This is a genomic window from Mesorhizobium sp. LSJC285A00, assembly GCF_000503155.1.
Taxonomy (GTDB): Bacteria; Pseudomonadota; Alphaproteobacteria; order Rhizobiales; family Rhizobiaceae; genus Mesorhizobium.
The window spans coordinates 17,244-37,646 of the sequence record NZ_AYVK01000018.1; the positions used below are offsets into that span (position 1 = coordinate 17,244).

Sequence of the window (20,403 nt, forward strand, 5' to 3'; positions counted from 1 at the left end):
CAGCCGGTTTTCGCTTACCTTCGGGTATGTCTGCTTTTTCTTGCGCACGACATTTCCTTTCAGGCAGCGCCGCGCTGGCGCTGGGGCTCTGGCTGGTGCCGCCGGTTCAAGCCGCCGAGCCGGTCGACGTCGAGCTGGTGCTGGCCGTCGACGTGTCGCTGTCGATGTCGCCGGGCGAACTTGAAATCCAGCGTCACGGCTATGCTGCTGCGCTGACGCACGACAATGTTCTGCAGGCCATCGCCGATGGCGCCTACGGCAAGGTCGCCGTCACCTATGTCGAATGGGCGGGAGCGACCACGCAGCAGGTCGTCGTGCCGTGGACGGTGATCGCCAGCCGGGCCGATGCCGAGCGGGTGGCCGCGCAGCTTTCCGCCCATCCGCCGGCCAGCGCCCGGCGCACCTCGATTTCCGGCGCGCTGGAATTCGGCAGCGATCTGTTCGCCGAAAGCGGTTTTCAGGGGACAAAGCGCGTCATCGATATTTCCGGCGACGGGCCCAACAACCAGGGCGCGCCCGTCGACATCACCCGCGACGCGGTGGTCAAGCAAGGCATCATCATCAACGGCCTGCCGCTGATGACGCGCGGCGGGTTCGGCGGCGCCTATGACGTCAACAATCTCGACCGCTACTACAGCGACTGCGTCATCGGCGGTCCCGGATCCTTCATGATCCCGGTCAATGACTGGACGCAGTTTCCGGAAACCATCCGCCGCAAGCTGGTGCTGGAGCTGGCCGGCGCCGCTTCGCCGCAACGGGCGCGCGAGGAGGCCGGGCGTCCGCCGGTGGTGCTGGCGCAGGACCGGCCGACCGACTGCCAGGTCGGCGAAAAGATGTGGCGCGACCGCAGCTGGATGTTCGATGCGCGTTAGCGTTCGCATCATCACGCTGCCGTGAAGGGCCGGTTTCATTGACAAGCCCATGGGCGTCTGTGACACAATTCGGCATCCGAAAAAACAAGGGGAACCGACATGAACAAGACCATCGTCGCTGCCGCGGTATTGGCGCTTGCGGCTGCAATATCCGTGCCGGCCGAGGCTGCCACATCGGTCACCATCGGCATCAGCGGATGGACCGGCTTTGCGCCGCTGACGCTCGCCAAGCAGGCCGGCATCTTCGAGAAGCATGGCCTCGACGTGACCCTGAAGAAGGTGCCGCAGGCCAGCCGGCCGCTCGCCATCGCCAGCGGCGATCTGCAATGCGCCGCCACCACGGTCGAGACCTGGCTGGTGTGGAACGCCTCAGGGGTGACCACCAAGCAGATCTTCCAGCTCGACAAATCCTATGGCGCCGACGGCATTGTCGTGCGCAACGACATCAAGACCGTCGCCGACCTCAAGGGCAAGAATGTCGCGTCCTCGGCGCCGGGCACGTCGCCCTATTTCATGCTGGCCTGGGTGCTGAACAAGAACGGCCTGTCGACCAAGGATGTGACCGTCGTCAACCTGGAACCGGATGCGGCGGCGCAAGCCTTCCTCGCCGGCCAGAACGATGCGGCGGTCACCTATGAGCCGTTCATCTCGGCGGTGCGCGACAAGTCCGATCAGGGCCACATATTGGCGACCACGCTCGACTACCCGATGGTGCTCGACACGGTCGGCTGCACGCCTGAATTCCTCACCGCCAATCCCGACGCCGCCAAGGCGCTGGCCGACAGCTATTTCGAAGCGCTCGACCTGATCAAGAGCGATCCGCAGAGATCCTACGAGATCATGGGCGCCGACGTGAAGCAGTCTGCGAAAGAATTCGAGGATTCGGCGAAATACCTGAAATGGGCCGACAAGGCGGAGAACAAGCAGTTCTTCACCAAGGAATTCCAGGACTTTTCCAAGACCGCCGGCGAGCTTCTGCTGCAGATGGGGTTGATCAAGGAAGCGCCAGATGTTGCAGCGCTTGCCGATACCAGCGCGGTGGCGAACTGATAGTCCGGCCTTTGACCATCATGCGGCGGTGCCAGCGCGCCGCCGCTTTCTACCGGGCAACGCGACTGAGCATGGGGACGATCTGACGATGCGGACGATCTGAAGATGCGCCCCTTGCATCCGGTGTCGCCGGGCATTCGAACCGTGCTTGGCATTTCCTTCTTCGTGCTGTTCGTCGCCTTCTGGGCGTGGATCACGCTTGGCGGCCACGTCAACCGCATCTTCCTCGCCGACCCGCTGTCGATGCTGCGGGATGGTTGGCGGCTGCTGGTCGAGGACCGCTTCTGGCTCGACATATTGATCACCATCTGGCGGGTCTTCGGCGGGTTCCTGCTGGCGTCGATCGTCGCCGTGCCGATCGGCATCGCCATGGGCGCCTGGAAACCGATAGAGGCGTTTCTGGAACCGTTCGTCTCCTTCGCCCGCTACCTCCCGGCTTCGGCCTTCATTCCGCTGCTCATCCTGTGGGCCGGCATTGGCGAGCTGGAAAAGCTGCTGGTCATCTTCGTCGGCTCGGTGTTCCAGATCATCCTGATCGTCGCGGTCAAGGTGGGCTCGACGCGGCGCGACCTGGTCGAGGCGGCCTATACGCTGGGCTCGACCAACAATGGCATCGTCAAACGGGTCATCATGCCGGCCAATGCGCCCGAGATTGCCGAGACGCTGCGGCTGGTGCTCGGCTGGGCCTGGACCTATGTTATCGTCGCCGAGCTGATCGGTTCGTCCTCAGGCATCGGCTACATGATCATCAACAGCCAGTCGCGGCTGGCGACAGGGCAGATCATCTTCGGCATCATCGTCATCGGGCTGATCGGACTGTTGTCCGACTTCGCCTTCAAGGCGTTCAATCGCTGGCTCTTCCCCTGGAGCCTGGCATGAGCAAGTTGCTTATCGAAGGCGTCTCGCGAACCTTCGCCGGCGTGCGCGGCGGGCAGCCGGTCAAGGCGCTGATGCCGGTCGACCTTGCGGTCGCGGCCAACGACTTCATCACCATTCTGGGGCCGTCCGGCTGCGGGAAGTCGACGCTGCTCAGGATCGTTGCCGGACTGGAAGCGCCGAGCGAAGGCCGTGTGCTGCTTGACGGCAACGCGGTGACGCAGCCGGGACCGGATCGCGGCATGGTGTTCCAGTCCTACACGCTGTTTCCGTGGCTGACGGTGGCGCAGAATATCGCCTTCGGCCTGCGCGAACGCGGCATGGCCGAAAAGGAGCGAGACGGGATCGTCGCTTCCTATGTCGACCTCGTCGGGCTCAAGGGCTTCGAGAACCATTGGCCAAAGCAGCTGTCCGGCGGCATGCAGCAGCGCACGGCGATCGCCCGGGCGCTGGCCAACGACCCCGAAATCCTGTTGCTGGACGAGCCGTTCGGTGCGCTCGACAACCAGACGCGCGGACTGATGCAGGAACTGCTGCTCGGCATCTGGGAGCGGCGCAAGAAGACGGTGCTGTTCGTCACCCACGACATCGAGGAGGCGATCTTCATGGCTTCGCGGGTAATCGTGATGAGCGCGCGGCCAGGCCGCATCAAGTCGGATGTCGCCATCGACCTGCCCCATCCACGCCACTACACGCTGAAGACCAGCCCGGAATTCTCGGCGCTCAAGGCGCAGCTGACCGAGGATATCCGCGTCGAGGCGATGCGGACGGCAGCTGTCCACTAATCGGTGCTGCCACTCGCATGTCTTCTGGGGACAACGGCCATAAGATGTTGCTACTTTGTTCTCTTTCGGGTACAGACCTAAAGAAGGACAGGCACAACATTTAGTTACAGTGGACGGAACATGCCCAAAATCGAGTACCGGGGATACACCAACCATCTTAACCGCCACCCTGCTGAAAATATCTGCCATGCCTTCGATTTTGCCAAACACCTCACCCGACCGCTGAACAACTACGTCGTCATAAACTTCGATCGGGAGAGCGAGCATTACGGCGGCACGCTCTTTAGAAAAGTCCGACACAAATTTCGGGATTGGTTCAATCGTCGAAGCAAGCAGGTGTACGGCGAGGCGCTATTGCCCATGTACGTCTATTCGCTGGAAAATCCACACGGTCAGGTCCACGCTAACTGGGTGGTGAACATCCCACCTGCCCTGCAGGCCGAGTTTGAAAAGAAATCCCGGAGATGGGTGGAGAAGGCACAAGGGCACGTTCGACGTTACGACGTGCACTCGGTGACAGTGGATCCATACACCGACAAGAGCCTCGCCAAGTACATCATCAAGGGCATCGACGGCCGATATGTCGGCTACATGCATATGGCTGACTATGCCGAGGATCAGGGCCGCATTTGGGGCCGGAGAGCCGGCGCCAGCCCTACAATCAGCCGGGCTGCGAGAAAAGAAGCAGGCTTTGTGCCTAAACGAGACCGACATAAGTGGAGGGATAGGCCAGCAAACGATGACAACATCGTCGCGATCGCCTGACCGTCGGCCGGATGTCGAACGAACACAGCGGTTCCAGCGCCAGCATGTCTGAGATAACGCAGTGGCTAAGCCGCCAAAAGCTGCTTGCGGTCGACACGCTCCTGCTGAGGCGAGCGGGCGTAGAGTTCGCGGTAGCATTTGGAGAAATGCGAGGCCGAGACGAAGCCGCAGGCGACCGCCACCTCGACAACCGGCATCGACGACTGAATCAGCAGGTGCCGGGCGCGGTCGAGGCGGATTTCGAGGTAGTAGCGGGCAGGGGAGCGGCCCATCTCGGTGCGGAACAGGCGCTCGATCTGGCGGCGCGACAGGTCGACATGGTCGGCGATCTCGATCAGCGACAGCGGTTCGGAGAGATTGCCTTCCATCAGTTCGATGATGGTCAGCACCTTGGAATTCTGGACGCCCAGGCGCGCGCGCAGCGGCAGGCGCTGGCGGTCGGTCGGGCTGCGCACGCGGTCGGTCAACACCTGCTCGCAGACGCGGTTGACCAGATTGTCGTCGAAGTCGTCGCCGATCAGCTTGAGCATCATGTCGAGTGCCGCGGTGCCGCCGGCGCAGGTGTAGATGTTCTGGTCGATCTCGAAGAGGTCGGCAAAGACGTTGGCCTTCGGAAAGGCCTCGGAGAAGCCCGGCAGGTTCTCCCAATGGATGGCGCAGCGCTTGTTGGAGAGCAGGCCGGCGGCGGCAAGGATATGCGCGCCGGTGCACAGGCCGCCGACCGCGACGCCTCTGTTATATTCCTCGCGCAGCCAGGCGAAGGCGGACCTGTTCTGGTAGCGCTCGACATTCATGCCGCTGCAGACAATGGCCATGTTCGGCCGATCCGGCCCGGCCATCTTCTTGCGCTCTTCCTCGAGCGAGGTGTTGACGGCGCATTCGACGCCGTTGGAGGCGCGCACCGGCTTGCCGTCGATGCTGGCGAGGCGCCAGCGATAGGCCTCATAGCCAAGCATGCGGTTGGCCGAGCGCAGCGGGTCGAGCGCCGTCGCAAAGGCGATCATGGTGAAGTCCGGGACAAGGAAGAATACAAACGATCGCTTGATCGGATGCTTTACGGCGTTCAAGGGAACCTCACGCAGCCATGGCGCGAACAGGATGTCGCGAACAGCACAGCGACATCAGGAAAAACCATTCCTGTCAATTGGCTAGGGGGCTAAGCGGAAACTATATTTGCGACATGGGTCGCAAATGAGCAATCGTCCGGGATGACAGGCACGGCTGCCGCCGGATTGAGCATCGCTCTCCCGGCGACATCGGCTTCAGAACGAAAAACGCCGCTTCGGTCAAACCGAAGCGGCGCTGTTATCGACTGTCGGCAGCGGCAGGGAAGCGCTGAGCGCTAGCCGTTATCTCAGGCAACGAAACCGAGGCGCACCGCATTCATGGCGCCGGTCTGGCCGGGCATGGTATTGGCAAGGCGCTGGCGCTCGAGAGCGGTCGTCAGGTTGATTTCGCGGCGGGCAAAGAGGCGGGCAAAAAGCTTCATCATCATCTCCTATCGGTTGCTCAGACGGGTCGCCTTCGCTTGATGGAGTGGGGCAGCTCGTTTGCTGGCGTCGATATAGGCCTGCGTGAGCAGAAACTAAATCGCAAATGCGAAGCGCTTGAATGGAAATGCGACATCGTTTGCGACATTATTGGGCATGGTGCCCAAAATTTACGATTACTTACAGCGTGTTACCGGCGACATTGAGGCGCCATGCAAGTGACGCATATACGCCATGCAGCGGCGACATGGCTCTGAAAATCATTTGAATGCAAATAAGTTGGAGAAAGCCTGCGAGGCAAAATAGAGAAGGCCTGCCGGGCTGGTCTGCGCGGCAGGCCTTCAGCGCATGGTACACAATGGTTTACTTTGCTCCAGCCCAGGATCCGACGCCGCGGCGTGCACCGGTCTTGGTGTCGGCAGCTTCAGGCCAGCCGATATCCTTCTGCAGTTCGATCGGCAGCGAGCGGATCGCACGTTCGGTCTGGAAGCGAGCGCGGGCCGCGCTGAATTCGATCGCAAGCCGACCGATGGATGACAGGATAGACATCTCATTCTCCTTTGGTTGTGGCACGTCCCGCATGAACGCGTTCCGTCGCCTGGATATTCCGCATCGAGTGCAATTCCGTGTCAGGAGCGTTGGGGCCATGGCACGTCCTGCCTTCGATGGAGTTGACTATCCTCCCAATCTGATGTTCAATCAAACGAAATGGAATGATGCTTCACATCAGAAAAATTGAAGGTCGATCCCGATGAACGCCCCACTCAATCATCCGCTGCCGCTGCTCGATCTCGACGTTTTGCGCACCTTCGTGGCCATTGCAGAGACCGGCAGTTTCACCACGGCGGCCAATGCGGTGTTCCGCACGCCGTCGGCGGTCTCCATGCAGATCAAGAAGCTCGAGGACATTCTCGGGCGCTCTGTCTTCGCGCGGGATGCGCGCTCGGTGACGCTGACCACGGATGGCGAGATGCTGCTCGGTTATGCCCGCCGGCTGTTGTCGATCAACCGCGAGGTGGTGTCGAAGTTCATCATCCCCGAGATCGTCGGCGTGGTGCGGCTCGGCTCGCCGGACGACTATGGCGAGCGCGTGTTGCCGCATGTGCTGAAGCGTTTCGCGCAGTCGCATCCGTCGATTGCCGTCGACGTCACCATCGACCAGAGCAGCAATCTGCGCCGCCGCATGGACGACCGGGCGCTCGACATCACGCTGCTGACCAATTCCTACAAGACCAGCGCACTCGGCGCCGAGGTGCTGCTCACCGAGCCGATCGTCTGGGCCGGCGCCAAGGGCGGCAGCGCGCATCTGCGCGAGCCTTTGCCGGTGTCGCTGTGGGAAGAGGGCTGCGCCTGGCGGGCCGGCGCGCTCGATGCGCTGAGCCGTGAAGGCCGCAATTACCGCATCGCCTATATGAGCGCCCACACGGCCGGCCAGCGCGCCGCCATCATGTCGGATCTCGCGGTTGCACCGTTGCCGAAGTCGTTCCTGGGCAACGACATGGTCGAGCTTTGCCCGAAGGACGGCATGCCCGATATCGGCACCTACAATCTGGCGATGGTGGTGTCGCCGGACGCCAGCGCGCCGGTCAAGGCCGTCGCCGACCATATCCGTGCGACGTTCGAGCTTTTCCGCGAAACCGGCAAGTTCTAGAGCGGTTCACCGTTTCACGGAAACGGCGAGCCGCTCTAACTCCTTGTTTTNCGCATATCGCCGTTTCAAGGAAACGGCGATATGCGCTATCGCTTTGTTTTGACGCAATTCCCAAGGGAAAGCACTACACGCATTTCCCGGGAAAACCGTTTTACACTTTTCCTGGAATTGCTCTGCTATTCCGCTGCTTGGGCGGGGCGCGCCGCGAGAGCGGGTCGCGCCGTGCGCCGCGCAGTTGCGCGCCGCCTGGTGGGCTCACCTTCAAGGAAGGCGACGATGCTGTCCCTGGCGCGACGCGCCTCCGGCATCTCGATCAGCGGCCAGACGTGGAACATGCCTTCCTCGTAGACGACCTGGACGTCGACGCCGGCAGCGCGCGCCTTTTTGGCGAAGATCAGATTGTCGGGGCTGAGCAGGTCGTGCGAGCCGGTCAGAAGCAGGGTCTGCGGCAGCACCGAGAGGTCGCCATAGAGCGGGCTGATGTGCCAGTCGCTGCGATCGATGCCGGCACTGTACATGCGGATCGCTTCCAGCCCGCCGGAAATGCCGAGCCACGGATCGTTGCGTTCCGCCTCGAACACTTCGGGGTTGGACAGTGACATGTCGAGGCCGGGTGAAATCAGCACGTGGCGCGACGGCAAGGGCAGGCCTTCCTCAGCCGCCATCATGGTCAGCACGACGGCCATGTTGCCGCCCGCGGAATCGCCCATGAAGACGATGTCTTCAGCGTCGGTCTCATCCAGCATCTGCCGGTAGACGTCGCCGACCATGCCGAACATGGCGTGGAAATCATGCTCCGGCGCGATGGGATAGATCGGCACGGTGATGCCGAAACCCAAGCGCTCGGCCATCTCGGCGATCAACCCCCAATGATAGGATGTGATCTGGAAGACATAGGCGCCGCCATGCATGTAGAGGATGCGCCTGCGTTCGCCCGCCTTCGGCGCGATCTCGTAGACGGGAAAGCCATCGACGCTGCGCTCAGTGGTATCGAGCCGCTCCCGCAGCAATGCCGGGGGATGATGATCCTCGGTCTTGCGGGCATAGGCGATCCAGCGCTGCAGGTTTTCCGGGCTGGCAAATGCCTTCTTGCGGCTGTGCCGGAGGATGAAGGAAACGAGGTGGCTTTTGAAACTGGGCATTCGAATACACAAGCTCGGCAGCAGCCGACTAAGAGAATTCCCCACTATCTCGAAGATCGTACCTCCAGCCGAAATGTCAAGATTCTGGCCCAAGCCAACACGGTTGTTTGATCAGCCACGTCCGCGGCTCTGGGCAGCGCGGCTCAGCGCCGGGGCAGCAGCGCGGCGCGAAGCTTGATGTCGGTCGCAGCCGGGACCACGCGGCGGTCCCGGCGATTGGTCAGCAATTTGCACTTGTCGGCGAAGGTCATCAGCGGCCCGAGCCCAGGATCAGGCGCGACAGGTTGGTCTGGGCGTCGATGCGCGACGACACGGGCCAGCCGATGTCCTTCTGGATTTCGGGTGGCAGGTTGTTCATGGCGCGCACGGCCTGTGCATTCTTCATGGCCGCACGAAAACGGCCGAGGGTCTCGAACATCTCTATTCTCCTTTGGAGCGTTGTGGCGGCGGAATAGTCCGGTCCGCCATTCGATGTCCGTTAAATGCTTCACGTCTGTATCGGACGGATTGCGCCAAAACAGCGTTTCGGTTTCCAGATCGGTGCGATCTGAAACATTTGCATACAAATGAAATTGGGCGAATTGGCGGCCTTCGTAAGGCGGCTTATCCCCGGCTGCGCCTGGCGGCATGGCCTTCGCGCGAACGCCGCCGCGGGGCGGAGTCGCCGGCGACGCCATCCTCGCTGACGGTCTTGCGTGGCGGCAATTTCACCGCCGCCGACAGTTTCGGGAACGGATCGACCTTGTTGGGAAGCGCCATCGCGTAGACGAAATGCTCCTGGAACTTCGGCTCCAGTGCGGTCTCGATCTTCTCGATGTGGCTGACGGTATCCTCGATTTCGCGGCGATAGCCGCGATTGAGCAGGGCCATGCGCGCACCGGCGCCGGCGGCGTTGCCGACGGCCGAGACCTTGTCGAGGTCGCAATCCGGGATCAGGCCGAGCACCATGGCGTATTTCGGATCGATGAACGAGCCGAAGGCGCCGGCGAAATGGATGCGGTCGACGTGTTCGGTGTTCTGCTTCTCCATCAGAAGCTTGGTGCCGGCATAGAGCGCCGCCTTGGCAAGCTGGATGGCGCGCACGTCGGTCTGGGTGATGGTGATCTTGGGTTCGCCTTCCTTCAAGACATAAGAGAAGGTGCGGCCGTTGACCGTGACGCGCGGCGACCGCTCGGCCAGCGACCCGTCGATCACTCCATCCTCGGAGATGATGCCGGCGAGGTACATTTCGGCCACGATCTCGATGATGCCGGAGCCGCAAATGCCGGTGACGCCGGTCGCCTGCACGCTGTCGAGGAAGCCGGGATCGTCGGACCAGAGTTCAGAGCCGATGACGCGGTATTTCGGCTCCAGCGTATCGGGGTCGATGCGCACGCGTTCGATGGCGCCGGGGGCAGCGCGCTGGCCGCCGGAGATTTCCGCGCCCTCGAAGGCGGGACCGGTGGGCGAGGAGGCTGCGACCACCCGCTTGCGGTTGCCAAGCACGATCTCGGCATTGGTGCCGACGTCGACGATCAGCATCATCTCGTCCTGACGATGCGGGCCTTCCGACAGCGTCACGGCTGCGGCGTCGGCGCCGACATGGCCGGCAATGCAAGGCAGCATATAGAGGCGGGCGCCCTGGTTGAGTTTCAGGCCGATATCGGAGGCCTTGATGCGCACCGCGCCCGAGACGGCGAGCGCGAAGGGCGCGCCGCCGAGTTCGGTCGGATCGATGCCGAGGAACAGATGGTGCATGATCGGATTGCCGACAAAGACGGAATCCAGGATGTCGTTGCGCTGGACGTTGCCTTCCGCGCAGACCTTGTCGACCAGGCCCGAGATCGCCTCGCGCACGGCGACCGTCATGCCTTCGCGGCCGTCCGGGTTCATCATCACATAGGAGACGCGGCTCATCAGATCCTCGCCGAAGCGGATCTGCGGGTTGGAGGTGCCCGACGAAGCGGCGACGCGGCCCGACAGCAACGACACCAGATGCATGGCGATGGTGGTCGAGCCGATGTCGCAGGCCAGTCCATAGGCCTCGTTCTTGAGGCCGGGCCAGAGTGCTATGACGCGGGCGATGTCGCTTTCGGCATCCTTGTGGATGGCCGCGGTCGCGGTCCAGTTACCCTTGCGCAGTATGCCTTGCACCTGCGGCATCAGGTAGAAATCGAATTCGAGGTTTTTAAAGCCCCAATCCTTCATCAAGGCGATCTTGAGGCGGTCGAGATCGCCCAGCGGCTTGTGCATGTCGGGCTCTTCGATCTCGACATAGCACATGCGGATTGCCGCATCGCGGGCGATGACGCGCGTGTCGGCATCCTTGCGGATGGTCTGGGCGTTGATGACCGTGTCCTGCGGCACGTCGATGACGAGGTCGCCGAGAATCTGCGCCGAGCAGGACAGGCGGCGCCGCTCGGGCAGGCCGCGGACGCGCTCATAGCGCTCTTCCTTGGCGCCCTTGGGCGAGATGTGGTCGTTGGACGAGACGATCTTGTGCTTGGCGAAATTGCCTTCCTGCACTTCGATCTGGCAGCGACCGCAGGTGGCGCGGCCACCGCAGACGCTCTCGACATAGACGCCGAGCTGACGCGCGGCATCGAGCACCGGTGTGCCGACGGGAAACCGCCCGCGCTTGCCTGACGGCATGAACAGCACGAGCGGATCGGTAATGTTTGCAGGCGAGTTCACGATTGCGCGCTTATCCCCTGGCCATGCGGGCTTCACGGCCGCCGCGCCGGCGACCGCCATTGCCGCCGCCTTCGCCCGGAGCGTTAACGGCGGTGGGCGCTGCGACCGCCTGGCCGCCTTCGGCCGGTTTGTAATCCTTGTAGGTGCGGATCCAGTTGGTGCAGTTCTCGTCGGTGCCGTTGAGCACATTGGCGCCGCGCACGGCTTCCATTTCCTGCGGGCGAACCGGGTTCATGATAGCGCTAGTCATGCCGGCGCCGATCACCATCGGGATGAAGGCGGCGTTGATGCCGTGGCGGTGCGGCAGGCCGAACGAAATGTTGGACAGGCCGCAAGTGGTGTTGACCTTGAGCTCTTCGCGCAGACGGCGCAGCAACGCGAAGACCTGGCGGCCGGCATCGCCGAGCGCGCCGATCGGCATCACCAGCGGGTCAACGACGACGTCATGCGCCGGAATGCCGAAATCGGCGCAGCGCTGCACGATCTTCTTGGCGACGGCGAAGCGCACATCCGGATCCATCGAAATGCCGGTCTCGTCGTTGGAGATGGCGACGACCGGAACGTTGTACTTCTTGACCAGCGGCAGGATGGCTTCGAGCTTTTCCTCTTCGCCGGTCACGGAGTTGACCAGCGGCCGGCCCTTGGCGACCTTGAGCGCTGCCTCGATGGCGGCGGTCACCGACGAGTCGATCGACAACGGCAGGTCGACAAGGCCCTGGACGATCTCCAGCGTCTGCACGAGCAGGCCGGGTTCGGTTTCGTTCGGATTAACGGAGGTGACGCCGGCATTGACGTCGAGCATGGTGGCGCCGCAGGCGGCCTGTTCCAGCGCATCCTTGATGACGGTCTCGAAATTGCCGGCGATCATCTCGGCGGCCAGCTTCTTGCGGCCGGTCGGGTTGATGCGCTCGCCGATGACGCAGAAAGGCTGGTCGAAGCCGATGATGATCTCTCGTGTCGCCGAGGCGACGATGGTCCGGGTCATGAAGTCTCTCCGCCTGATATAAAGATTTCTTTATATCGTTGTCTGGTTTCATTCAAGCGAATGGCTGGCCGTCCGCGCTGTCAGTGCGCGGTCTTCACCATATCCACCTGCGTTTCGGTAATGTCGTCGTGCAGTATGCTCTCGAGCCGGTCGGCGACCATCTGATCGTCGTGGCGGATCTCGCGTTTCCATGGCTGGCGGCCTTTCAGCACGCCCGATTCATCGACGATCTCGGCGACATATTCCTCCTGGCGGTAGGCCATCACATGGATGCCGGAGACACCAGGAATTTCCTTCACCTCGTTGATGATGTCGGTGCAGAGCTGCTTGCCTTCCTTCTTCTGGTCCTGCGCACCTTCCAGCCGCTTGATGATCTCGTCCGGAATATGGATGCCGGGCACGTTGGAGCGGATCCATTTGGCCGTCTTGGCCGAAGCCAGCGGGCCGACGCCGCACAGGATGAAAACTTTTTCCGTATGCCCCAAGTCCCGCGCCCTCTGCATGAAGGTTCTGAACATCGGCACGTCGAAGCAGTATTGCGTCTGCACGAACTGCGCGCCGGCGGCGATCTTTTTGCCGAGATGGATCGGGCGGAAATCGAAGGGTGGCGCGAAGGGGTTGACGGCGGCGCCGAGGAAAATTTGCGGCGGCGTCGTCAACTTGCGGCCGGACAGGAACTTGCCGTTGTCGCGCATGATGCGGCAGGTTTCCAGCAACGACATGGAATCGAGGTCGAAGACAGGCTTGGCGCCGGGCTGGTCGCCGGCCTGGACGCCGTCGCCGGTGAGGCACAGCATGTTGGCGACCCCCATGGCGGCACCGCCCAGCACGTCGCCCTGGATGGCGATGCGGTTCCTGTCGCGGCAGGCGATCTGCATGATCGGCGCGTAGCCCATGCGGGTGAGCAGCGCGCAAATGCCGACCGACGACATGTGGCAGTTGGCGCCGGAGGCATCGACGGCATTGATGGCGTCGACCCAGCCGTCGAAGATTTTCGCGCGGTTATAGACGTCTTCGGGATCGGCGCTGTCGGGCGGGTTGAGCTCGGTGGTGACCGCGAATTCGCCGCGCCGCAGCACACGCTCCAGCCGGCCACGCGAGGAGTGGCCGGGCAGCGGATCGAGCGGCAGATGGATGCCGGCCGGGTTTTCATCGCGCTGGCGGCCGATCACGCGGCCGCTCCAGTGTTGGCTTTGGCCGCTGCTTCACGGGCCGCTGCCGACTGGGCCGTCACCCGCAGCCAGGCCGAGGTTTCGCGCAGCGACTGGTCTACGGGCTTCTGAACGGTCAGGATCTTGTCGCCATGCTCCATGTTCCGCGAACCTTCCCAGGCCTTGACCCAGACGCAAGGCATGTCGGGCTCGACCTCGCAATTGCCGTTGGCGCGCACGCCGCCACACGGGCCGTTGCGCAGCTGCTTGGGGCAGTTCATCGGGCACGACATGCCGGTCGAGGACAATATGCACTGACCGCACATGCGGCAGTCGAACATGAAGCCTTTTACGCGTTTTTCAACGAACTTGATCGGCGCTTCGACGCGGCCGTAGCCAAGGCCTTTCCACAGCGGATGGAGCAGCAGGAACATGTCTGCGAATCTGGAGTAGAACCATTCGAGCAATCGCGAATGGCGGATCGACCACAGCCTGATCGCAAACGAGCGCTGCACGCGCCGCTGCGGCGATACGTCGGCCGGCTTGTAGTCGGATTTCGGCGCTGCCTTCTTGACCTGCGTGGCCTGGGTCACCGCCTGGGTAACCCTTGGCCCCTCTTTGGCAGGAGTGGTTTCAGACATTTTCTTTCCCGCCCGCCTTGACCAGAGCGACCAGCCGCTCGCGGTCGTATTTCGCGTCGATGTCGCTGAATGCCTTCTCGACCTCGGCTTCGAGGTCGTCGCCGACCGGGATCGGATCGGCCTTGCGCCATTCGGCGAGGTAATCGTCGGTGCCGCCGGCGCCGGTGCGCATGGCGCACATATCGATCGCCTCGGTGAAGCGCAGCGGCAGTTCGCGCTTGGCGTTCTGCCGGCCCTTCTTGACGATGACCTGGGCGGGGATGTCGCGCCAATAGACGACGATCAGATCGGCCATGAATTCTCTCACTCCCTGTAGAGCGCCGTGCGTCCATGAGGGAAACGACGCTCCACCACTTTGTCCAGCAGGTGCGAGCATTGCCGGATGCGCAGTGGGGCTGCTTGTTATGGGACGACGCGCGCGCATTCAAAAGCGACGCTATTGGACGTCGCAAAAAGAAAGGCGAGATTCCGAGGGAAGGCTGGCTACCAAACCCGCTTGGTCAGGCCGGTCCAGAGATAGAACCAGATCGTCGGATGGTACCATTGTTTCGACGGCAGGCCGGGGTCGATCGTGACAAGCTTGCCGTCCAAGGCACCGCGGACCGCCTCGACGCAGATGTCACGCGAGAACGCCGCCTGGCGCAACGCATAGCTCGAAATAGTGTCGCCGGGCTCCGGCTTGCCGCGCGCCTGTTTCAACACGCCGCCGGTATCGACGCCGGCGTCGACCAGATGCACGGTGGTGCCGAAATTCTGGAGATCGCCGGAGGCCAGCGCCCAGTAGCCGCCATTCATGCCGCGGTATTTGGGCGCGATGCCGGCGTGGTAGTTGAGCACCGGGCAGGGCATTTGCGCCAGCGTCTGCCGGGACAAGAGCCGGCAGCCGGCGAGCAGCACCACGCCCGGGCGGATGTCGGCGATCGCCTGCAGGCAATCGGCTGCGTTGGCGGAGGAGACGTGGATGATCTTTTGTCCCGGCTTCGGCTCGGTCTCAAGCTTCTGATCGGCGATGAGCCGCTCTGCGTGGCCAGCGAAGAAGCTCTTGCCGAGCCTCGTCAACACCATCGTGCCGAGTTGACCGATGGCCGAAAACAAGCCCTGGCGGCGCACCCGGCCGAGCAGCAATTGTTTTTTGGATTCAGGGCTTCGAGGATGACGCTGACAGGACCGAACTGGTCGGCGATGGCGTTGACGATTGCCCAGATGTGCGGTCCGCCTTCGGTGACGATGACGATCGCAGCACTTTTTTCAACCGCTGATGCCATGGCACGCTTTCTTGCCGGCGCGCAACCATTTGCCGTGCGCTGCCCGGCTCAATTCTGTGCCGGGCAGGTTAAATCTTGATGACCGCCCGGCCAGCGAGAGACCAACGGATCAGCGCTTGAACTCGATGATGTCGAGTTTCGATTCGTAGTAGGGCGCCGGGAATTCGATGCGCCATTCATTGGCGCTGGTGCGGAAGGCATAGCCGACCTGGTCGCTTTCCGGGCCGCTGCCATAGGGTTTTGGCTTGTTGTCATTGACATAGCCGGAGCCGAGATAGATCGCGCGTTTTTCGCTATCGTCGAAGAAACGGCCCTTGGTGCGTTGCGAGCCGCTGACCTTTTCCAGCTGCCAGCCGGAGCCATCGTCCGTGACCTTGCACTTGAACCAGCCATAGATGACCAGCGGGCCGGTCAGGCCCACCTTGATGGTTCGGCATTGCCAGTTGCCGCTCAGGTCCTTGTCGGAAAAGGCCACTATCGGCTTTGCCAGCAGCGCGTCGAGTTGGCTGACCTCAGCCGGGTCTCCCGCTTTTGCCTCGGCCAGCGCCGCCTTGCGGGTCTCGCCATATTTGTCGAGGCGAACCTTGTCGGCAGGCGTGATGATCTTCTGCACCTCGCCGTCGGCGCGAGCGGGCAAGACGAGGCAGAGGAGGCCAAGGGCGGCAAGCAGGACGCGAGGGGTCATCGGGACGTTCCGTGTTCGGATGGCTGAATCAGCCTGTTTGCTTTTGGCTCACAACTTAACCATTCGCGGCGGCCTGTCATCTGTTCTCGACAGCGTCCCGGCTCAAGAACCGCTTCAGGCGTGGGCGGCGGCCTGCGCCAGTCCGGCCGTCAGGTCGCCATAGCCGGTCGAGCGGCGCTCATAGGCGAGGCCAAGCATCTTCGCGGCCTTCTCGGCGACTTTGTCGAGTTCCGGATCGTCGGTCTGGGCGATGTAGATCAGCTTCTGGTAGTTGCCGAAATAGTCCTTGATCAGCTCCGGGTGCTTGTCGAGGCCGAGCGGCTTCATGAAGAAGGCGTCGAACTGGCGGCACAGGAAATCGGTCATGTAGAACGACATCATGTCGTCGTCGGCGACCTTCGCATAGGCGTCCATGCCCTGGTAGAAGGCAAAGCAGTGCGGCCCGGCCATGCGCTCGACGCCGTGCTTCTCCAGGACCCGGTCGAGCATGCCGCCGGTACCGCAATCGGCATAGCCGACGAAGATGTTGCTATAGCCTTCCGCCTTGGCCTTTTCGATCGCCTTGTCCATCGCCGGTGCGATGCGGTCGGGGTAGAAATGGAACTCCGCCGGCAGGCAGGTCAGGTCGAGATGGTCGAGCTTGAGCTGCTCCTTGACGGCCAAAACTTCGCGCGCAATCATTCCACAGGCGATGACCAGCAGCCTGTCGTCTTGATTCGGTTTCGTTTTTTGCATTCTGGCCATGGAACCCGGTCGAAGCGGCCTTCGTTGCTGTGGGGCGAATCTATCGAGAGAGGGATAAACCGTCCATGAAACTGTTACGCGTTGCGCCGATTGCAATCCTTGCCTGCGTCCTGGCGCTTACGGCCTGTGCCAACACCGTCCGTGGTGTCGGCCGGGATATCAAATCGACTGCCAAAGCCGTCGACGACACCGTCACCAAACCCTGACGCAGCCATCCGTTCCAATAGCTGGGAACAAAAAAGCCGCGCTGCAAGGCGCGGCTTTCGATTGTGGGCCAGACGCCTTACGGAAGAGATCAGGCTGAAGCGCGCATATTATGCTTGCGCTTCATGAAGTCCTTCGCGGTCTCGACCGCCACAGCCGCGTCGCGGCAATAGGCATCGGCGCCGACGGCCTTGCCGAATTCCTCGTTGAGCGGCGCGCCGCCGACCAGGACGACATAGTCGTCGCGGATGCCCTTTTCCTTCATCGTGTCGATGACGACCTTCATGTAGGGCATGGTCGTGGTCAAAAGCGCCGACATGCCGATAATGTCGGGCTGGTGCTGCTCGATGGCGTCGAGGTATTTTTCCACCGCATTGTTGATGCCGAGATCGATGACGTCGAAGCCGGCGCCTTCCATCATCATGCCGACGAGGTTCTTGCCGATGTCGTGGATGTCGCCCTTGACGGTGCCGATCACCATCTTGCCCTGCTTCGGCGCGCCGGTGGCGGCCAGCAGCGGGCGCAGGATGAACATGCCGGCCTTCATGGCGTTGGCCGACAGCAGCACCTCGGGAACGAACAGGATGCCGTCGCGAAAGTCCTCGCCGACGATGCGCATGCCTTCGACCAGAGCTTCGGTCAGCACCTTGTAGGGCACCCAGCCGCGCTCGAGCAGGATGTTGGTGCCTTCCTCGATCTCTTCCTTCAGCCCGTCATAGAGATCGTCGTGCATCTGCTGCACCAACTCGTCGTCGGAAAGCTCGGAGAGGATGATCTCGTCGTCGGCCATTTTTCTCGGGCTCCTTGCCGCACGGGATGCGACCACGGCGGCTTAAAATAATCGCGTCAATACCTAACCCGGCGGGGGCAGGTATCCATAGCTGATTTGCGACTTCCCGCAAAAGGAAAGCGACCGCAAATCTATTGGAATTCTTGTCGATTTTGCGACAGGCGTTGGCGCTGGCGGGCCGTTTCGAATAGGGTGCATGGCTACGATCCGGGCGAGAAGCCGCCATACGCGGCCGCAAACGGTTTTTAGGGAAAAACGATCATGAGTGAAAACGCGTCAGTCGACCAGGAAGCGTCCAATGCGCGACGTGGACGTGCTGCCAGCGGCGGCGCGGCTGCAAGGCGGGCGGCGCGCTCGGGCGGCGGACCGGGCACCCAGCTCACCTATATCAAGCGCAAGATCAACATCTATGAGGTCCTCAACGAGGAAGGCCTGGCGATTATCGAAAACAACACCGATACGGTGCTGGAAGAGATCGGCATCATCTTTCGCGACGACGCCGAGGCGCTGCAGCTTTGGAAAGAGGCGGGCGCCGACGTCAAGGGCGAGCGCGTGCATTTTCCCAAGGGCCTCTGCCGCTCGCTGCTGAAGACCGCGCCGCCCATCTACACCCAGCATGCGCGCAACGCCGAACGTTCGGTGCAGATCGGCGGCAACGCCACGGTCTTCGCGCCGGTCTATGGTCCGCCCTTCGTGCGCGATCTCGACGGTGTCAGGCGCTACGCGACGATCGAGGATTTCCGGAATTTCGTGAAGCTCGCCTATATGGCGCCGTCGATTCACCATTCGGGCGGCACGGTTTGCGAGCCGGTCGACGTGCCGGTCAACAAACGCCATCTCGACATGATCTACAGCCACATCAAATATTCGGACAAACCGTTCATGGGTTCGGTGACGGCGCCAGAGCGGGCCGAAGACACCGTCGCCATGGCCAAGATCGTGTTCGGTGACGATTTCGTCGAAAACAACACCGTGCTGACCAGCCTGATCAACGCCAATTCGCCGATGGTGTTCGACGAAACCATGCTAGGCGCGCTGAAGGTTTATTCGCGTCACAACCAGGCTTGCATCGTCACGCCGTTCATCCTTGCCGGTGCGATGAGCCCGGTGACGGTGGCCGGCACGCTGACACAGGTTCTGGCCGAGGTGCTGGCCGGCGCCTCTTTCACGCAGTTGATCCGCCCCGGCGCGCCGGTGCTGTTCGGCACCTTCGCCTCGTCGATCTCCATGCAGTCTGGTGCGCCGACTTTTGGCACGCCGGAGCCGTCGCTGGTTTCCTACGGCGCCGCACAGCTTGCCCGCCGGCTCGGCCTGCCGTTCCGCACCGGCGGATCGCTCTGCGCCTCCAAGGTTCCGGACGCGCAGGCCGCCTATGAGAGCGCCAACACGCTCAACTCGACCATTCTTGCCGGCACCAATTTCGTCCTGCATTCGGCAGGCTGGCTCGAAGGCGGACTGGCGTCCTGCTACGAGAAATTCATGATGGACATCGACCAGCTCGGCATGACGCAAAAGTTTTCCGAAGGCGTCGACCTGTCGGAAAACGGCCAGGCGATGGACGCCATCCGCCAGGTCGGCCCGGGCAGCCACTATCTCGGCTGCGACCACACCCAGGCCAATTTCCAGACCGCCTTCTACCGCTCCAGCATCGCCGACAACAATTCCTACGAGCAGTGGCTGGCCGAGGGCGAGAAGACAGCGCCGCAGCGCGCCAACGAACTCGCCCGCCGCTGGCTGGAGACCTATGAGGCGCCGTATCTCGATCCGGGCATCGACGACGGGCTGAAGGACTACATCGCGACGAAGAAGGCGTCGATGGCTGACGCCTTCACCTGAAAGGAGCCCGAGTCAGGCGGGGCTAAAGTCGCCAACATCATCCACAAGGAAGTCTGGCGGAGCGCTTTCTCCGACCCGGACAAGAAGGGATGATTGCGCGGCGCCGGGCTGACGAGATAGCGGCCGTGCTTTCCGCCGACGGCCTCATCCTGCGCGGCGGCTTCAATTTCGCAACAAGCGAAACGCCGCCGCATAGCCCTTCAGCCGCCCCTGCCAAATCCGTGCTGTTGGTCGGGCAGGCGGGAGCGGCACCCTGGCCGCATTTCCTGCGCTGGCGGGAAAACCAGCCCTACACCATCGCCAATCCGCTCGACACCTGGTCACGCGAAGTGATCGGTGCGGTGGCGGAGAAATTCGGTGCGCGCTCCGTTTCGCCTTCGGACAAGCCTTATCTGCCGTTCCAGCAATGGGCGATGCGGGCGGAGGGGCTGAAACCGTCGCCGCTGGGCATCCTGATGCATCCGCAGTACGGGCTCTGGCATGCCTATCGCGGCGCGTTGCTGTTCGAAGACGAGATCGCGGCTCCAGAAGCTCACGCATCGATTCACCTTTGCGACGCCTGTGTGGCAAAACCTTGCCTGAAATCCTGTCCGGTTGACGCCTATTCCGCGGATGGTTTCGCTCATCAGGCTTGCCTGGCGCATGTGCGGGGATCGAAGGGCGAACCATGCCGCGGCGGCGGCTGCCTCGACCGCAACGCTTGTCCGTATGGCACGGCCCATCGCTATCCGCTTGAGGTTCAGGCCTTTCACATGACGGCGTTTGCTGGCCTGTAGCGGCGTTGAACGCCTGCACAAA

General features: G+C 62.4%; 23 protein-coding genes and 1 pseudogene. 10 read left to right on the top strand and 14 right to left on the bottom strand.

What is annotated here, in order from left to right; all coding sequences use genetic code 11:
• Positions 1-26 precede the first annotated feature (26 nt).
• The 5 genes from X726_RS152815 to X726_RS152795 all read left to right on the top strand — a co-directional run bounded on the left by X726_RS152815 (position 27) and on the right by X726_RS152795 (position 4,348).
• On the top strand, positions 27-872 hold the full coding sequence (locus tag X726_RS152815; protein ID WP_023670381.1) for a DUF1194 domain-containing protein: 846 nt from the start codon (positions 27-29) through the stop codon (positions 870-872).
• 99 nt (positions 873-971) lie between these two features.
• A complete protein-coding gene (locus X726_RS152810; protein WP_023670382.1) occupies positions 972-1,922 on the top strand; it encodes an ABC transporter substrate-binding protein in 951 nt (316 codons plus the stop codon).
• Between the two features lie 105 nt (positions 1,923-2,027).
• Positions 2,028-2,801 (top strand): ABC transporter permease, encoded by a 774-nt coding sequence (locus X726_RS152805; RefSeq protein ID WP_023670383.1) that lies wholly within the window; start codon positions 2,028-2,030, stop codon positions 2,799-2,801.
• Positions 2,798-3,583: an ABC transporter ATP-binding protein gene (locus X726_RS152800; protein ID WP_023670384.1), complete on the top strand. Its 786-nt coding sequence runs from the start codon at positions 2,798-2,800 to the stop codon at positions 3,581-3,583. Before X726_RS152805 ends, X726_RS152800 begins: the two co-directional genes overlap by 4 nt.
• A gap of 120 nt (positions 3,584-3,703) precedes the next feature.
• Positions 3,704-4,348: a hypothetical protein gene (locus X726_RS152795; RefSeq protein WP_023670385.1), complete on the top strand. Its 645-nt coding sequence runs from the start codon at positions 3,704-3,706 to the stop codon at positions 4,346-4,348.
• A 65-nt stretch (positions 4,349-4,413) separates the two neighbouring features.
• Here the strand turns inward: X726_RS152795 and X726_RS152790 are convergent, their stop codons facing one another.
• From X726_RS152790 to X726_RS152785, 3 genes are all read right to left on the bottom strand, one after another.
• Positions 4,414-5,352, bottom strand: a complete 939-nt coding sequence (locus X726_RS152790) for a GlxA family transcriptional regulator (RefSeq protein ID WP_348524244.1) — start codon at positions 5,350-5,352, stop codon at positions 4,414-4,416.
• 350 nt (positions 5,353-5,702) lie between these two features.
• The gene (locus X726_RS1000000172255; protein ID WP_023691011.1) at positions 5,703-5,837 is read right to left on the bottom strand and encodes a hypothetical protein; all 135 of its coding nucleotides are present in this window, start codon (positions 5,835-5,837) and stop codon (positions 5,703-5,705) included.
• 364 nt (positions 5,838-6,201) lie between these two features.
• Positions 6,202-6,387 (bottom strand): hypothetical protein, encoded by a 186-nt coding sequence (locus X726_RS152785; RefSeq protein WP_023670388.1) that lies wholly within the window; start codon positions 6,385-6,387, stop codon positions 6,202-6,204.
• A gap of 202 nt (positions 6,388-6,589) precedes the next feature.
• Here X726_RS152785 and X726_RS152780 point away from each other — a divergent pair, with 202 nt between their 5' ends.
• A complete protein-coding gene (locus tag X726_RS152780) occupies positions 6,590-7,489 on the top strand; it encodes a LysR substrate-binding domain-containing protein (protein WP_023670389.1) in 900 nt (299 codons plus the stop codon).
• Positions 7,490-7,665: 176 nt separating this feature from the next.
• Here X726_RS152780 and X726_RS152775 read toward each other — a convergent pair whose 3' ends face one another.
• From X726_RS152775 to X726_RS15800, 8 genes and pseudogenes are all read right to left on the bottom strand, one after another.
• The gene (locus tag X726_RS152775) at positions 7,666-8,631 is read right to left on the bottom strand and encodes an alpha/beta hydrolase (RefSeq protein ID WP_023670390.1); all 966 of its coding nucleotides are present in this window, start codon (positions 8,629-8,631) and stop codon (positions 7,666-7,668) included.
• 250 nt (positions 8,632-8,881) lie between these two features.
• On the bottom strand, positions 8,882-9,049 hold the full coding sequence (locus X726_RS1000000171135; RefSeq protein ID WP_023670392.1) for a hypothetical protein: 168 nt from the start codon (positions 9,047-9,049) through the stop codon (positions 8,882-8,884).
• Between the two features lie 185 nt (positions 9,050-9,234).
• Positions 9,235-11,364 carry an ASKHA domain-containing protein gene (locus X726_RS152770; protein ID WP_023670393.1) on the bottom strand — a complete coding sequence of 710 codons (2,130 nt, stop codon included), beginning with the start codon at positions 11,362-11,364 and terminating at the stop codon, positions 9,235-9,237.
• Positions 11,315-12,289 carry a methyltetrahydrofolate cobalamin methyltransferase gene (locus tag X726_RS152765; RefSeq protein ID WP_023670394.1) on the bottom strand — a complete coding sequence of 325 codons (975 nt, stop codon included), beginning with the start codon at positions 12,287-12,289 and terminating at the stop codon, positions 11,315-11,317. The genes X726_RS152770 and X726_RS152765 overlap by 50 nt, the downstream gene beginning before the upstream one ends.
• Before the next feature lie 80 nt (positions 12,290-12,369).
• Positions 12,370-13,461 carry a methylenetetrahydrofolate reductase gene (locus X726_RS152760; protein WP_023670395.1) on the bottom strand — a complete coding sequence of 364 codons (1,092 nt, stop codon included), beginning with the start codon at positions 13,459-13,461 and terminating at the stop codon, positions 12,370-12,372.
• On the bottom strand, positions 13,458-14,081 hold the full coding sequence (locus X726_RS152755; protein WP_023823076.1) for a methylenetetrahydrofolate reductase C-terminal domain-containing protein: 624 nt from the start codon (positions 14,079-14,081) through the stop codon (positions 13,458-13,460). The genes X726_RS152760 and X726_RS152755 overlap by 4 nt, the downstream gene beginning before the upstream one ends.
• Positions 14,074-14,376 carry a virulence factor gene (locus X726_RS152750; RefSeq protein WP_023670397.1) on the bottom strand — a complete coding sequence of 101 codons (303 nt, stop codon included), beginning with the start codon at positions 14,374-14,376 and terminating at the stop codon, positions 14,074-14,076. The genes X726_RS152755 and X726_RS152750 overlap by 8 nt, the downstream gene beginning before the upstream one ends.
• A gap of 188 nt (positions 14,377-14,564) precedes the next feature.
• Positions 14,565-15,316 (bottom strand): annotated as a pseudogene (locus tag X726_RS15800) (formyl transferase).
• Between X726_RS15800 and X726_RS1000000171710 the strand changes: the two are divergent.
• Entirely contained in the window at positions 15,234-15,425 is a 192-nt protein-coding gene (locus X726_RS1000000171710; RefSeq protein ID WP_245272122.1) for a hypothetical protein, read from the top strand. The pseudogene X726_RS15800 and the gene X726_RS1000000171710 overlap by 83 nt on opposite strands.
• Before the next feature lie 30 nt (positions 15,426-15,455).
• Here the strand turns inward: X726_RS1000000171710 and X726_RS152745 are convergent, their stop codons facing one another.
• Both X726_RS152745 and X726_RS152740 read right to left on the bottom strand, forming a co-directional pair.
• Complete coding sequence (locus X726_RS152745; RefSeq protein WP_023670399.1) at positions 15,456-16,031, bottom strand: DUF4893 domain-containing protein; 576 nt, start codon at positions 16,029-16,031, stop codon at positions 15,456-15,458.
• Positions 16,032-16,145: 114 nt separating this feature from the next.
• Entirely contained in the window at positions 16,146-16,775 is a 630-nt protein-coding gene (locus X726_RS152740; protein WP_023691015.1) for a DUF1638 domain-containing protein, read from the bottom strand.
• Positions 16,776-16,840: 65 nt separating this feature from the next.
• Here X726_RS152740 and X726_RS15785 point away from each other — a divergent pair, with 65 nt between their 5' ends.
• Complete coding sequence (locus tag X726_RS15785) at positions 16,841-16,981, top strand: entericidin A/B family lipoprotein (protein ID WP_023670401.1); 141 nt, start codon at positions 16,841-16,843, stop codon at positions 16,979-16,981.
• 89 nt (positions 16,982-17,070) lie between these two features.
• Here the strand turns inward: X726_RS15785 and X726_RS152735 are convergent, their stop codons facing one another.
• Positions 17,071-17,769 (bottom strand): B12-binding domain-containing protein, encoded by a 699-nt coding sequence (locus X726_RS152735; RefSeq protein WP_023670402.1) that lies wholly within the window; start codon positions 17,767-17,769, stop codon positions 17,071-17,073.
• A 261-nt stretch (positions 17,770-18,030) separates the two neighbouring features.
• Here X726_RS152735 and X726_RS152730 point away from each other — a divergent pair, with 261 nt between their 5' ends.
• Together X726_RS152730 and X726_RS152725 are read left to right on the top strand one after the other, a co-directional pair.
• On the top strand, positions 18,031-19,605 hold the full coding sequence (locus tag X726_RS152730) for a trimethylamine methyltransferase family protein (protein WP_023670403.1): 1,575 nt from the start codon (positions 18,031-18,033) through the stop codon (positions 19,603-19,605).
• Between the two features lie 89 nt (positions 19,606-19,694).
• On the top strand, positions 19,695-20,381 hold the full coding sequence (locus tag X726_RS152725) for a 4Fe-4S dicluster domain-containing protein (protein ID WP_023670404.1): 687 nt from the start codon (positions 19,695-19,697) through the stop codon (positions 20,379-20,381).
• Positions 20,382-20,403: the final 22 nt, after the last annotated feature.